11 protein-coding genes are annotated in these 13,455 nt (G+C 72.3%); 1 reads left to right on the forward strand and 10 read right to left on the reverse strand.

Annotation, left to right across the window (positions count from 1 at the left end; genetic code table 11):
• Nucleotides 1–96: 96 nt before the first annotated feature.
• The 6 genes from HCJ94_RS07500 to HCJ94_RS07525 form a co-directional block, all read right to left on the reverse strand.
• Nucleotides 97–1,368, reverse strand: coding sequence for an ABC transporter substrate-binding protein (locus HCJ94_RS07500; RefSeq protein ID WP_168000240.1), 1,272 nt, complete (start codon nucleotides 1,366–1,368; stop codon nucleotides 97–99).
• A gap of 49 nt (nucleotides 1,369–1,417) precedes the next feature.
• Nucleotides 1,418–2,551 carry a branched-chain amino acid ABC transporter permease gene (locus HCJ94_RS07505; protein WP_168000241.1) on the reverse strand — a complete coding sequence of 378 codons (1,134 nt, stop codon included), beginning with the start codon at nucleotides 2,549–2,551 and terminating at the stop codon, nucleotides 1,418–1,420.
• Nucleotides 2,548–3,426: a branched-chain amino acid ABC transporter permease gene (locus HCJ94_RS07510; protein WP_168000242.1), complete on the reverse strand. Its 879-nt coding sequence runs from the start codon at nucleotides 3,424–3,426 to the stop codon at nucleotides 2,548–2,550. The genes HCJ94_RS07505 and HCJ94_RS07510 overlap by 4 nt, the downstream gene beginning before the upstream one ends.
• A 29-nt stretch (nucleotides 3,427–3,455) precedes the next feature.
• Nucleotides 3,456–4,178, reverse strand: a complete 723-nt coding sequence (locus tag HCJ94_RS07515; RefSeq protein WP_168000243.1) for an ABC transporter ATP-binding protein — start codon at nucleotides 4,176–4,178, stop codon at nucleotides 3,456–3,458.
• A complete protein-coding gene (locus HCJ94_RS07520; protein WP_168000244.1) occupies nucleotides 4,175–5,020 on the reverse strand; it encodes an ABC transporter ATP-binding protein in 846 nt (281 codons plus the stop codon). Before HCJ94_RS07520 ends, HCJ94_RS07515 begins: the two co-directional genes overlap by 4 nt.
• Nucleotides 5,021–5,101: 81 nt before the next feature.
• A complete protein-coding gene (locus tag HCJ94_RS07525) occupies nucleotides 5,102–6,634 on the reverse strand; it encodes a long-chain-fatty-acid--CoA ligase (RefSeq protein ID WP_168000245.1) in 1,533 nt (510 codons plus the stop codon).
• Nucleotides 6,635–6,958: 324 nt separating this feature from the next.
• Between HCJ94_RS07525 and HCJ94_RS07530 the strand changes: the two genes are divergently transcribed.
• Nucleotides 6,959–8,482, forward strand: coding sequence for an acyl-CoA carboxylase subunit beta (locus tag HCJ94_RS07530; RefSeq protein WP_205800876.1), 1,524 nt, complete (start codon nucleotides 6,959–6,961; stop codon nucleotides 8,480–8,482).
• Nucleotides 8,483–8,496: 14 nt separating this feature from the next.
• Here HCJ94_RS07530 and HCJ94_RS30730 read toward each other — a convergent pair whose 3' ends face one another.
• From HCJ94_RS30730 to HCJ94_RS07550, 4 genes are all read right to left on the reverse strand, one after another.
• Nucleotides 8,497–9,096 (reverse strand): TetR/AcrR family transcriptional regulator, encoded by a 600-nt coding sequence (locus tag HCJ94_RS30730; protein WP_168000247.1) that lies wholly within the window; start codon nucleotides 9,094–9,096, stop codon nucleotides 8,497–8,499.
• A 53-nt stretch (nucleotides 9,097–9,149) separates the two neighbouring features.
• Nucleotides 9,150–11,369, reverse strand: coding sequence for a molybdopterin-dependent oxidoreductase (locus HCJ94_RS07540; RefSeq protein ID WP_168000248.1), 2,220 nt, complete (start codon nucleotides 11,367–11,369; stop codon nucleotides 9,150–9,152).
• A gap of 109 nt (nucleotides 11,370–11,478) precedes the next feature.
• Nucleotides 11,479–12,261 carry an SDR family oxidoreductase gene (locus HCJ94_RS07545; RefSeq protein WP_373684214.1) on the reverse strand — a complete coding sequence of 261 codons (783 nt, stop codon included), beginning with the start codon at nucleotides 12,259–12,261 and terminating at the stop codon, nucleotides 11,479–11,481.
• Between the two features lie 12 nt (nucleotides 12,262–12,273).
• Nucleotides 12,274–13,287: an NADP-dependent oxidoreductase gene (locus HCJ94_RS07550; RefSeq protein ID WP_205800877.1), complete on the reverse strand. Its 1,014-nt coding sequence runs from the start codon at nucleotides 13,285–13,287 to the stop codon at nucleotides 12,274–12,276.
• Nucleotides 13,288–13,455 lie beyond the last annotated feature (168 nt).

Here is a 13,455-nt window from a genome sequence, read left to right on the forward strand (position 1 = left end):
TTCGCCTCAGGATGTGCGGCGGCATCGGAACGGGCCGCCACAGCGCGTGGCGGCCCGTTCCCGATCCCTCCGCCGGCCTGGCGACCGACGGCCGGGTCAGGATGTCGGAATGGCGTCCTCGGGCGGTGCGACCGGCGGCTCGGGGAACTCCCGGACCTGGTCCTCGCCGTCGTCGGTGATGTAGGTCGGACCGAAGTAGGACTGCACTCCGTTCTGCACCTTGTTCAGCCGGACGCCGCTGTAGCCGGCGTGGACGAACTTGCTGTACCGGAACGGGGTCAGGCCCGGTCCCCGGAAGCCGCCCTTCTGCACCGCCTCGACCAGCTTCTCCCGGGTGAGGTCCGGCCCCGCTGAGAGCAGCGCCTGAATGAAGGTGTACGCCATCGAGTAGCCGTAGATGGCGTTGCCGTCGAGCGGGTTCGCGGCGTTGTAGTGCTCGTGGATCTTCCGGAACGCCCGGATCCACGGGTCGTTCGCGTCGCCGGCCATCGGCAGGTAGTTGTCGGCGATCATGCCCTCCAGGATCACCTTCTTGTCGCCGAGCTGCTTCGACAAGGTGGTGTAGTCGGCGCCCACGTTGGACACGATCCACTGGGCCTTGAATCCCTGGGCGGCGGCCTGGCCCATGGCGAGCGCGGTGAAGCCGGGAATGGTCGCGGAGACGACCACCTCGCAGCCGGCTGCCTTCAGGGCGCCGATCGCCGGGCCGACCTGCTGGTTCGTGGTGGTGTAGGTCTGCTTTGCCGCCACCGGCCCGAGGATCTTCTCGACCCCGGCGAGGGAGTCGCGCCCGAAGTCGTCGTTCTGCCCGAAGTGGCACACCTTCCGGTTCGGGAACTCCTTCTTCACGAAGGTGGCCAGGATCTTGCCCTCCACCGTGTAGTCCGGCTGCCACCCGAAGGTGGTCGGGTACCTGTCGGGCTGGTTCCAGGTGCGGCTGCCGGAGGAGACGAAGAGGTCCGGCACTTTCTGAGCCTTGACGAACTCCAGCACGTTGGTGTGGGTGGGGGTGCCCAGGCCGCCGAGGAGCGCGAAGACGTTGTCGTCGAGGACGAGCTTGCGGACGACGTTCTCGGTGTTCGCGGGGTTGTAGCCGTCGTCCATCACCTTGTAGACGATCTTCCGGCCGTTCACCCCGCCGTTGCTGTTGACGTGCTCGAAGTACGCCTTGGTGGCGGCGGAGATTCGGGAGTAGCCGGGGGCGGCCGGGCCGGTGAGCGGTTGATGGGTGCCGATCACGATCTCGCTGTCGGTGACGCCCGGGACGTTCTCGGCCGCCTGCTGGGCGTCGTTGGCGCAGGCCGAGGCGCCGACCAGCAGGGCGAGGCCGGTGGCCGCCGCGAGACCGCGGCGTGCGATGGGATACATGGTTCTCCTGTCCTGTACGAGGGTGGTGGGGGTGGATGCGATCGGTGGCTCAGCGGCTCGGGGCTCTCCGCCGGAGCCGCGCGGCCAGCGAGCGGGCGGCACCCTGCAGGCCGACGGGAGCCACGAGCATGACGACGATGAGGATCAGCCCGAACACGGCCAGGGCGAGGTTGCCCTCCAGCCGCTGGGCCAGGTCCGAGGGCAGGGTGAAGGTCTCGGTGATCAGGCTCGGCAGGTCCTGCAGCGCCACCAGCAGGATCGCCCCCCAGACCGCGCCGACGAGGCTGCCCAGGCCGCCGATCACGATGGCCATCAGCAGGAACAGCGAGAGGTCGAGCGCGAACTTGCCCGGGGCGACGGTCGCCGTCAGCACGGCGTACACGCCGCCGCCGAGGCCGGCGCAGGCGGCGCTCACCACGAAGGCGAGCACCTGACTACCGGCGACGTGGATCCCGGAGAGCCGGGCGGCCACCTCGTCGTCGCGGACGGCCCGCAGCGAGCGGCCGAACCGGCTGCGCACCAGGTTCGCCATGAGCAGCATCGTCAGCAGCGCGGCGACCAGCGCGATCCAGGCCAGCCAGCGCTCGGGCTGGAAGTACGCGCCGAGGAACGCCGGCGGCGTCTCCGTCGGGAAGCGCAACCCCTGCTCCCCGTTGAAGACGTCGGTGAAGATCGTCGTGATCGCCGGGACCAGTGTCGCGACGGCGAGCGTGACACCGGCCAGGTAGGGCCCGCGCAGCCGGGCGGCGGCCAGCCCGATGACCAGGCCCACCACCGCGGTCACCGCGACGGCGAGCAGCAGCGACAGCGGCAGGATCCACCGGCCCTGCACCGCCCGTTCGTCGAAGGCCTGCTGGGTCAGGGCCACGGTGTACGCGCCGGTCGCCATCAGCGCCCCGTGCCCGAGGGAGAGCTGGCCGTTGAGCCCGACCAGCACGGTGTAGCCGGCGGTCACGCACAGGAACGCGCAGACCCGGGCCACCTGGAGGTTCTGGTACGGCTCGAGCTGGTTGGTCACGAGCACGACGACGGTGCCCGCGAGCACGGCCAGGACCAGGTGGCGCAGCAGGGTGGAGCCACCGGTGGCGGGGGTGCCCGGCGGGCCGGGCAGCAGCCGGCGTAGCGGCGACGGCCGGGTGGGCTGCGGATCTGGTGTGGACACGTCGGTCCGAGTGGCGGTCACACGTGCCTCGCTTTCACGCTGGAGAAGAGGCCACCGGGGCGGACCAGGAGGACCGTCAGAAGCAGGACGAGGACGGCCAGCGGGGTGGTGTCGGGGCCGAGATAGCCGGTGACGTAGGACAGGATCAGGCCGACCAGCAGCCCGCCGACCACGGCTCCGGCCGGACTGTCCAGGCCGCCGACCACGGCGGCGGTGAACGCGACGACGAAGACCATGTCCATCGCGTGCGGGTGCAGTCCCAGCCCGGTGGGGATGACCAGCATCCCGGCGAGGGCGCCGACCGCGGCGGCCAGGGCCCAGCCCACCGTGAGCATGCGGCCGACGTTGACGCCGAGCAGCCGGGACACCTCGGGCGCGAAGGCGGACGCCCGCATCCGCAGGCCGATCGGCGTCCGGGTGAACAGCAGCGCGAGCAGCACCACGACCACCATGACCGCGCCGAACACCCACAGGTCGTACGGCGAGACGGCGGCGATCCCACCGACCGAGAGAGCGTCGGTGTCGAACGGTACGGTCGCCGGCCGGTACTCGCTGCCGAAGACCATGCCGAGCACCGCCTGGATCAGCAGCACCAGGCCGAGGGCGACGATGACGTCGCCCAGCGGATTGGCGTGCCCGACGAAGCGCATCAGCACCCGTTCCACGAGCGCACCCAGGGCCAGACCGGCCAGGACGGCCGCGCCGAGGCCCAGCCAGTACGAGCCGGTCGCGGAGACGACGGCGTAGCCGACGTAGGCCGTCGCGACCGCCATCGCACCCTGCGCGAAGTTGACCAGGCGTGCCGCCCGCCAGATGAGCACCAGGGCGAGGGCGAACGCCGCGTAGACGGCGCCGGTGGACAGGCCGTCGAAGGTGAGGAACAAGAACCGGTCCAACCGGAGGATCCTTCCTGGAGACGGGCTTGTCAGAACCCGAGGTACGCGTGGCGGAGCTTCTCGTCGTCGCGCAACTGCGCCGCCCCGGTGGCCATGACCACCCGGCCGAGGGACATGACGACCCCCTGGTCGGCGACGGCGAGGGCACTGCGCACGTTCTGCTCGACGAGCAGGACGGTCAGCCCCTCGCTGTCGCAGAGGCGGCGCAGCAGCGCCATGATCTGCGCGGTCACCCGGGGGGCGAGCCCGAGCGACGGCTCGTCGAGCAGCAGCAGCTTCGGGCGTCCGATCAGCGCCCGCCCGAGGGCGAGCATCTGCCGCTCTCCGCCGGAGAGCTGGTGTCCCGCGTGCCGGCGCCGCCGGGCCAGTGGCTCGAACAGCTGGTACACCTCGTCCTGCGCCAGCCGGGCGTCGGCGCGGTCCCGGCGCCACAGCCCGCCGAGGCGCAGGTTCTCGTCGACGGTCAGTTCGGCGACGATGCCGCGCCCCTCGGGCACGTGTGCCAGGCCCCGCCGTACGAGGCCTTCGACGCGGACGGCCCGTAGGTCGGCGCCGTCGAAGAGGACCCGGCCGCCGGTGGGTCGGAGCAGGCCGGAGAGCGTGCGCAGCAGGGTGGTCTTGCCGGCACCGTTGGCCCCGAGCACGGCGGCGATGGTCCCGGCAGGCACGCTGAGCGTGACCTCCCGCAGTACCGGCACCGGGCCGTAGCCGGCGCTGAGCCCGTCGACCTGGAGGATGGGGTCGACGCTCATGAGCCGGCCCCCCGGCTCGGCGCGGTCCCGGTCACCTCGGTCGGCACGTCGGCGCCGAGGTAGGCCTCGGTCACCTTCGGGTCGTCGCGCACATGATCGGGCGGCCCGGCGGCGATGACCTTGCCGAAGTCGAGCACCACGATCTCGTCGCAGACGGACATGACCAGATCCATGTGGTGCTCGACGAGCATGATCGAGCACGCGCCGTCCGCGTGGCCCGGCAACGCGGTGATGAGCTCGCCGAGCTCGGCGATGTCGTCGGCGCCGAGCCCACCGGCCGGTTCGTCGAGCAGGAGCAGGCGAGGTCGGGCGATCAGGGCGCGGGCCAGGGCGACGCGTTTGCGCACGGCGTACGGCAGGGTGGCGGGGGCCGCGGCGGCGTGCTGCGCGACGCCCAGCTCGGCCAGCAGGTCCAGGGCCCGTTCCCGCAGCCGCCGTTCGTCGCGGTCGCTCCTCGGGAGGCCGAACAGGGCCGCGGCGAAGCCGGCGCGGGCGGCGTGGCTCGCGCCGGCCATCACGTTCTCCAGGACGGTGAGGCCCGGGAACAGGCCGACGCCCTGGAGCGTGCGGGCGATGCCGAAGTGGGTCAACCGGTGCGGGCGCGGCCGGAACGGTCGGCCGTCCAGGGTGAGCGATCCGCTGGTCGGCGCGACGAAGCCGCAGACCACGTTGAACAACGTCGTCTTGCCGGCGCCGTTGGGGCCGATCACGCCGACGATCCGGCCGGCGGGTACCCGCAGGGTGACGTCGTCGAGCGCCACGAGCCCGCCGAAGCGCACGCCGACCTGGTGCAGCGCCAGGTCGATGCCGTCAGAGGGAGTGCCGGGTGGTGGGTGGGTCATCTTCACCTCGTGAGGGACGCGGCGTCGGTTACGCGCGGTGCGGGGTCGGGCGAGGCATGGGGGTGGTCCTGCGTGTCCGCGTCACCCGTACAGCTCCTTCTTGATCTCGCGCTTGAGGAGCTTGCCGGTCGGGCCCTTCGGCAGTTCCTCGACGATGCGGACCTGCCGGGGGTACTTGTACGCCGCCAGCCGCTCCTTGCAGTAGGCGACCAGGTCGTCGGGCGTCACCTCGGCGTCCGGCTTGACGCTGAGCACCGCCACGACCTCCTCGCCGAGCTTGTCGTCGGGACGCCCGATCACCGCGGCCTCGGCGACCGCCGGGTGTGCGTACAGGACCTCCTCGACCTCACGGGGGTAGACGTTGTAGCCACCGCGGATGATCAGGTCCTTCTTGCGGTCGACGATGAAGAGGTAACCGTCCTCGTCGGCGTACGCCAGGTCTCCGGTGTGGAACCAGCCGCCGCGGAACGCCCCCGCGGTCGCCTCGGGGTTCTTGTAGTAGCCCTTCATGACGTTGTGTCCGCGCACGACGATCTCGCCGACGTGCTCGGGCCCCGGCGGCAGCGGCCGGTCGAGATCGTCGACGATGCGGGTCTCCACACCCCAGATCGGCTTGCCGATGGAGAGCACCTTGCGCTGCTCGGCGCTGATGTTGAAGGTCGTCGTGCTGGCCGTCTCGGAGAGGCCGTAGCCCTCCAGGATCACCACTCCGGGGACCTTCTCCTCGAAGGCCCGGATCACCTCGCCGGGGATCGCCGCGCCGCCGGAGACACCGACCCGCAACGACGAGACGTCCCGGCCGGTGAGGTCGGCCTGCAGCAGCGCGAAGTACATGGTGGGCACCCCGGCGAAGATCGTGCAGCGGTGCCGCTCGATGGCGTCGACCACCGGCTCGACCTCGAAGCGGGGCACGAGCACGATGGTCCCGCCGTACCGGACCGATACGTTGAGCACGCTGGAGAGCCCGAACACGTGGAACAGCGGCAGCACAGCCACGCTGATGTCGTCCTCGGCGAAGCCGAACAGCTCGCCGCCGACGGTGCAGTTCATGTAGAGCTGGAAGTGGGTCAGCTCGGCGCCCTTGGGCTGGCCGGTCGTGCCGCTGGTGTAGAGCAGCACGGCGGTGTCGTCGGCCTGGGTCGGCTCGATGTCTCCGGTGTCCTCGGCGCGGAAGAGTTCGTCGTACGACCGGGTCCCCTCGGGCCGCCGGTCACTGCCGGGCAGGTTCACCACGTACGTCGTCACGCCCTCGACCTCGGCGGCCCCCTTGGCCGCCTCCTCGGCGAAGAGTTCGAAGGTGACGAACACCTTCGTGTCGGAGTCCGTCAGGTGGTAGGCCACCTCGCCGGCGCGCAGCAGCGGGTTCAGCGGGACCATCACCATGCCGGCCTTGAGGATGCCGAAGTACGTGAAGAGGAACTGCGGCAGGTTGGGCAGCTGCACCGCCACCTTGTCGCCGCGGCGCAGGCCGAGCCGCAGCAGGCTGGCGGCCACCCGCCCGGAGAGCTCGTCGACCTGGGCGTAGCTGAAGGTCAGGTCGTTGACGTGGCAGAGCGGCTTGTCCGGGTGCTCCCGGCGGGGCTCCCGGAGGATGGTGGCGAGGTTGAAGCTCATGCTGCTCCTCCTGAGGCGGAGAGTCGCGGTATGTCGAGCGACCTGACAGCCGGCCTACGCCCCGCACCCGTGGACATCACGGCATGACGAGGCTCACCCGGGTTGTCACGTTCGCTCGGTCACGTTCACTGGACGCCGTACCGACCAGTCGGTATGTTCTGCGTCCGGCGACGGTAGCGAGCCGCCGGCATGTGCGTCAATGGGCAGACAGGTGGGGCCTTCGAACGCGCGAGGCTGTGGACTACCCGCACCGGCCGCGGGACCCCGGCGCCAGGCGACCGGTCGGGCCCCCGCGCTGAGGCGAGCCGGACGGGAGCGTGCGACGTGAGCGGTGACGAGCCGTCCACCGGGGAGACCGCCGCGGGCGGAGACCCGGTCCCGGCCGAGCTGGCCGAGGTGCGGGAGCGCCAGGCCGCGCTGCTCGACCCGGCCCGCGCCGAGGCGGTGGCGAAACGACACGCGGCGGGGCGGCGCACCGTACGGGAGAACCTCGCCGACCTGCTCGACGAGGGCACCTGGCTGGAGTACGGCGGCCTGGCCGTGGCGGCGCAGCGCTCCCGCCGGCCGCTCGCGGAACTCACCGAGGCGACCCCCGCCGACGGCGTGGTCGTCGGGGTCGGCCGGGTCGGCGGTGCCCGTGTCGGCACGGTCGCGTACGACTACACCGTGCTGGCGGGCACCCAGGGTCTGACCGGGCACCGCAAGACCGACCGGCTGTTCGAGATCGTCGCGCGGGAGGACCTGCCCGTCGTCATCTTCGCCGAAGGCGGCGGTGGCCGCCCCAGCGACACCGACCATCCGACCGTGGCGGGCCTGGAGCTGACGACCTTCGCGTCGCTGGCTCGGCTGCGCTCGCTGCGGGTCGGGATCGCGGCCGGCTTCTGCTTCGCCGGCAACGCGGCGCTGCTGGGCACGTGCGACGTCACCATCGGCGTCGCGGGCGCCAGCATCGGCATGGGCGGGCCGGCGATGGTGGAGGCGGCCGGGCTGGGCACGGTCGCCCCGGCGGACGTCGGCCCGCTCGAGGTGCACCTGGCCAGCGGCGCCGTGGACATCCGCGCGGCGGACGACGCCGACGCCGTGCGCCTGGCCAGGCTGGTGCTGGGCTATGCGAACGGGCGACCGGTGAACGGAAGCCACGAGGACCAGCACCACCTCCGCCGCGTCATGCCGGAGAACCGGCGCCGCGCCTACGACGTACGCGGTGTCATGCGCCTGCTGTTCGACGTGGGTTCGGTGCTCGAACTCCGGGAGCGGCACGGTCGGTCCCTGGTGACCGCGTTCGCCCGCCTCGACGGGCATCCGGTCGGCGTGATCGCCAACAACCCGCTGCACCGCGCCGGCGCCATCGACGCCACCGCCGCCGGCAAGGCGACCCGTTTCCTGCGGCTCTGCGACCGCCTCGGCCTGCCCGTGGTGAGCCTCTGTGACACCCCGGGGATCATGGTGGGTCCGGACGCGGAGCGGACCGGGCTGGTGCGGGCGGTCGGGGATCTCTTCACGGCCGGCGCGGCGCTGCGCACCCCACTGGTGACGGTGGTGCTGCGCAAGGCGTACGGGCTCGGCGCCATGGCGATGGCCGGCGGAGGCTTCCACGAGTCCCGCCTCACCCTCGCCTGGCCGACGGGTGAGGTCGGCGCGATGGGTCTGGAGGGGGCGGTGCGGCTCGCGCACCGCCGGGAGCTGGCGGCCATCGACGACGACGCCGAGCGCCAGCGCCGGTACGACGAGCTGGTGGCGCTCGCCTACGCCCGCGGCAGGGCGCTCTCCGCCGCCGCGAGCTTCGAGCTCGACGACGTGGTCGACCCCGCGGACACCCGGACGAGGCTCCTCGCCGCGCTCTTCTGACGTCCCGATCCGGGTCAGCGGGCCGGTTCGGGACGCAGGGAGGTCAGGAGCAGGTCGGCGAAGTGGTCGCCGACCTGCTCCGGGGTGAGCCGGCCGCCGCTGCGGAACCACGCGCCGAGGTGGTGCACCGCGCCGAAGAAGTAGTCCATCACCAGGTCGGCCGGCACGTCGGCGCGGAAGGTCCCGGCGCGCTGCCCCTCCTCGACCAGCGAGCGGAAGCGCTCGTGGTACTCCCGGCGCGCCGCCCGCACCGCGCGCTGGCGGTCGGCGGAGAGCAGGTGCATCGACTGCAGGAAGATCGTGGCGTCGTCGAGGTTGGCGATCGCGGTGACCACGACGTCGGCCGCGGCGGCGTGCAGGCGGCGCGCCACCGGCTCCGGGCCGGCCATGATGGTCTCCAGGCGGTCGCGCTGCATGCGCAGCAGCCGCTGGTAGATCTCCTGGAGCAGGTCATCCTTGGCGGCGAAGTAGTGGTACATCGCGCCCTTGGTGACCCCGGCCGCCTCGACGATCTCCTGGACCGAGGTCTTCTCGAAGCCCTTCTCCGCGAACAGCCGGGTGGCGACCGCCAGCAGCCGCTGCGGCAGTGCCTCGCCGCCGACCGTACGCCCCACCGTCGCCTTCCCTTCCGGGCCGCCGACCGGCCCGGTGCGCCAGCGTACGCGCGTCAGGCGGGCTCGACACGCACCGGGATGCCGTTGAGCACGACGTTGCCCGAGAGCGGATCGACGGCCGCCTCGTCGGTGAGAACGTTGCTGTTGACGCCGGGGTGCGCACGGGCCACCGACTGGCGGGTGCCCGGGACGTCGTGTCCCCACCCGTGCGGCAGGCTGACCACGCCCGGCATGGTCTCGGCGGTCACCTCGACGGGGACGACGACCGACCCGACCCGGGAGGAGACCCGGGCGGCGTCCCCGGGAGCGAGCCCCAGTTTGGTCGCGTCCTCCGGGTGCACCTGCAGGGTGCAGCGGTCGCGCCCCTTCACCAGCGCGGGCACGTTGTGCATCCAGCTGTTGTTCGACCGCAGGTGCCGGCGGCCGACGAGGACGAAGCCGTCCGGTGGCGCGTCGCGCGCATCGCGGAGCCGGGCCACGTCGGCGGCGATCGGCGGCGGGCAGAGCTCGATCGTCCCGCTCGCCGTGCGCAGCACCTCCGGCAGCCGCGGTTGCAGCGGCCCGAGGTCGACGCCGTGCGGGTGGTCGAGGAGCCGGGTCAGGGACAGGCCGTCCGGCCGCGCTCCGAACTGGTCGCCGTAGGCGCCGAGCCGCAGCCGCGCGTCGAGCAGGCGCTCGGCCGGACGGTCCCCGGCGACCAGGGCGCGTAGCTCGGCGGCCGGCCGGCCCAGCATCTCGGCCGCGTCGGCGAGCGTCTGGCCGAGCAGGTGCTCGTGCAGCTCCGCCGGATCGGCGCCGGCGCCCCGTCGGGCGGCGATCAGGGTGAGCCGGGCGAGGATGTCGCACTCGTCGAGGCTGTCGGGCTCCGGCGGCAGGGCGGGGGGCGAGTAGCTGGCGACGTTGCGGACGGCCAGGCTGAGGAACGCGAAGTCGTAGTGGCCGGCGCGGGCGGCATCGGGCGGCGGCAGGACCACGTCGGCGTGCCGCGTGGTCTCGTTCAGGTACGGGTCGATGCTGACCATGAAGTCGAGCGAGGCGAGGGCGCGGTCCAGCCGCCGACTGTTGGCGGTGGAGAGAACGGGGTTGCCGGCGATGGTGATCAGCGCCCGGACCTGCCCCTCCCCCGGTGTCTCGATCTCGTCGGCGAGCGTGGCGACCGGGAGTTCGCTCTTGACCTCCGGCAGGCTGCGCACCCGGCTGGTCCAGCGTCCGGTGCGGAAGCCCTTGCCGGGCCCCGGGGCGCGGGTGCGCTGGTGGGCGGCGAGGGGGAACATCGCCCCGCCCGGCCGGTCGAGGTTGCCGGTGAGCACGTTGACCACGTCGACCAGCCAACTGGTCAGCGTGCCGAAAGCGACGGTGCAGGTGCCGATGCGGCCGTAGACGGCGGCCGCGGAAGCGGCGGCGAGCTCGCGGGCGAGCCGGCGGATGCGCGGCGCGGGCACCGCGCACCGGTCGGCCACCCGCTCGGGGGCGAACGCCGCGGCCAGGTCCCGGACGTCGTCGAGGCCGGTGACATGCTCCGCCAGCCGGCCGAGCCGTACGAGGTCCTCGTCGAAGAGGGTGTGCACGACGGCGAAGAGCAGCAGCGCGTCGGTGCCGGGCCGGATGGGTAGGTGCTCGTCGGCGGCGGTGGCCGTGCGGGTGCGTCGGGGGTCGACGACGAGGAACCGGCCGCCGCGGGCCTGCAGCGCCCGCAGGCGGCCGGGGAAGTCGGGGGCGGTGCAGAGGCTGCCGTTGGACTCGAAGGGGTTGGCGCCGAGCAGCACGAGCAGGTCGGTGCGGTCGAGGTCGGGCACCGGGATGGCGTTCGGGTCGCCGTAGAGGTAGCCCGAGGAGACATGCTTGGGCATCTGGTCGACGGTGCTGGCGGAGTAGACGTTGCGGGTGCCGAGCGCCCGGACGAGGGGACCGACATAAAGCCCGCCGGCCATGGTGTGCACGTTGGGGTTGCCGAGGTAGACGGCGATGGCGTCCCGGCCGCCCGAGCGGGCGGCGGCGAGTCCGGCCTCGACGGCGGCGAACGCCTCGTCCCAGCCGACCTCACGTAGCGCGCCGTCGACGCGCAGCAGCGGCCGGCGCAGGCGGTCCGGGTCGGCGAGGAGCTGCGGAAACGCGGCTCCCTTCGGGCAGACGAAGCCGTGGCTGAAGACGTGGTCCCGGTCGCCACGGGCGTGGGTGACCTGGTCGCCGGTGATGGTCAGGGTCAGGCCGCAGGTGGCCTCGCAGAGCGGGCAGGTGCGGTACGCGGTGCGCGTCGCGGTCGTCGCCGCCATCGGGGGCCCCTTCCGGTGGGATACCGACTGGTCGGTATGGTGGCACGGCCGGCGGGTGGCTGTCACCCCCCGAGCGCTTTCGGGCGGGCGCCTCGACCCGCGGGTCGGTTCACCCGGTGCCGGCGGCCTCGTCGATGCGCCGACGAAGGCGGCCCATGGCACGGAGCCACCGTTCGGTCTGGGTCGCTCGGAAGGCGTAGTGGTCCCGCACCTCGGGGTGGGGCAGGATGAGGAATCGTCCGTCCGCGAGTCCCGCCATGACCGCGTCGGCGACCTGCTCCGGCTCCAGGACCTCGCCGGCAAGGACCGCCTTGGCGGCCGGGTCGGTGCGCTCGTACATCTCTGTGCGCACCCCAAGCGGGCAGATGACCTGGACCGTCACTCCTTCGTCGCCGTAGCTGGCCGCGAGCCACTCGGCAAAGGCCAGCGCGCCGTGCTTGGTGACCGAGTACGACGCGGACCCGAGGTGGGTGAGCAGGCCGGCGGCGGACACGGTGGCCAGCAGGTGGCCCCGTCCCCGCGCCAGCCAGGGCCCGAGCAGGTGTCGAACCGCCCGCACGTGCCCCATGACGTTGACCTGCCACACCCGGTCCCACGTCTCGTCCGGGGTGTGCACTCCGCCGCCCGGCTCGATCCCGGCGTTCGCGCAGTACAGGTCGATCTCGCCGAGGTGGGCGCGGGCGGTCGCCACCAGCGCGGCCACGCTCTCCTCGGCGCTGGCGTCGCCGGCCACGGAAATGCCCCCGACCTCCGTGGCAACCCTGGCGGCAGCCTGCGCGTCCAGGTCGTTGACCACGACCTTGGCGCCCGCGGCGGCGAATCGGCGGGCGAGCGCGGCGCCGATGCCCGAACCGGCTCCGGTGACGACGACACCGGCGCCGCTCAGTTCGATGGCCGGCATCCCTTACTCGTCCGCGACCTGGAGCACCAGCTTGCCGCGGTTCTCGCCGCGGAACAGCCGGAGCAACGTCTCGGGGAACGCGCTCACCCCGCCGGGAAACACGTCCTCCATCGATCGCAGTTGGCCGGCCGCCAACCACTCGGCCAGCTTCGCGACGGCCTCGGAGTACCGGTCGGCGTAGTCGAAGACGACCATCCCGGTCATGGAGGCGCGGTTGACGAGCAGCGACATGTAGTTGCTCGGGCCCTTGACCGGTTCGGTGTTGTTGTACTGGGAGATGGCACCGCAGATGACGATCCGGGCACCTCGGGCCAGCCGGGTCAGCACCGCGTCGAGGATGTCGCCGCCGACGTTGTCGAAGTACACGTCCACCCCGTCCGGGGCGTGCTGGCGTAGCGCCTTCTGCACGTCCTCGGACCGATAGTCGATCGCCGCGTCGAACCCGAACTCGTCCACCACCAATCGGCACTTGTGCTCGCCGCCGGCGATGCCGATGACCCGGCAGCCCAGCAGCTTGGCGATCTGGCCGACCACGCTGCCGACCGCGCCGGCCGCCGCGGAGACCACGACGGTCTGCCCGGGCTGCGGGCGGCCGACGTCGAGCAGGCCGAAGTAGGCCGTGATACCGGTCATGCCGAGGGTGCCGAGATAGACCGGCAGCGGTGCGAGCGCAGGGTCCACGATGGTGACGTCGCGCCCGTCCGACACGCAGTACTCCTGGACGCCGAACGCGCCGGACACGTGGTCGCCGACCGCGAACCCCGGGTGCCGCGAGGAGATGACCCGGCCCACCGCGCCGGCGCGCATCACCTCGCCGATCTCGACCGGCCGGATGTACGACCGGCCCTCGTTCATCCAGCCGCGCATCGCCGGGTCGAGCGAGAGGTACCGCACCTGCACGAGGAACTCACCCTCGTCCGGCTCGCCGACCGGCACCTCCAGCAGCTTCCAGTCGGTTGGCCGGGGCAGCCCCACGGGACGCGCAGCCAGGAGCAGTTGACGGTTGATGCGCTTCATCTCGGCGGTCCCTCGATTGTCGCGGTTGACGGATGGCTGGCGTGCACGGCGACAAGCCCGTGCCGCAGATCGATGTGGCCACCACCGGTTCGCCTACCGACCGGTCGGTATGTAGGGTCAAGCTACGTTCGCACCGCAACGGAAGCAAGCGCCACCCGAGGACGGGAC

This window comes from Micromonospora thermarum, assembly GCF_012034245.1.
Lineage (GTDB): Bacteria > Actinomycetota > Actinomycetes > Mycobacteriales > Micromonosporaceae > Micromonospora > Micromonospora thermarum.

What these genes read in the sequence shown, in the direction of transcription:
- HCJ94_RS07550 (WP_205800877.1), bottom strand. Translation starts at nt 13,287, where the DNA reads ATGAAGCGCATCAACCGTCAACTGCTCCTGGCTGCGCGTCCCGTGGGG.
- HCJ94_RS07525 (WP_168000245.1), bottom strand. Translation starts at nt 6,634, where the DNA reads ATGAGCTTCAACCTCGCCACCATCCTCCGGGAGCCCCGCCGGGAGCAC.
- HCJ94_RS07515 (WP_168000243.1), bottom strand. Translation starts at nt 4,178, where the DNA reads ATGAGCGTCGACCCCATCCTCCAGGTCGACGGGCTCAGCGCCGGCTAC.
- HCJ94_RS07520 (WP_168000244.1), bottom strand. Translation starts at nt 5,020, where the DNA reads ATGACCCACCCACCACCCGGCACTCCCTCTGACGGCATCGACCTGGCG.
- HCJ94_RS07500 (WP_168000240.1), bottom strand. Translation starts at nt 1,368, where the DNA reads ATGTATCCCATCGCACGCCGCGGTCTCGCGGCGGCCACCGGCCTCGCC.
- HCJ94_RS07540 (WP_168000248.1), bottom strand. Translation starts at nt 11,369, where the DNA reads ATGGCGGCGACGACCGCGACGCGCACCGCGTACCGCACCTGCCCGCTC.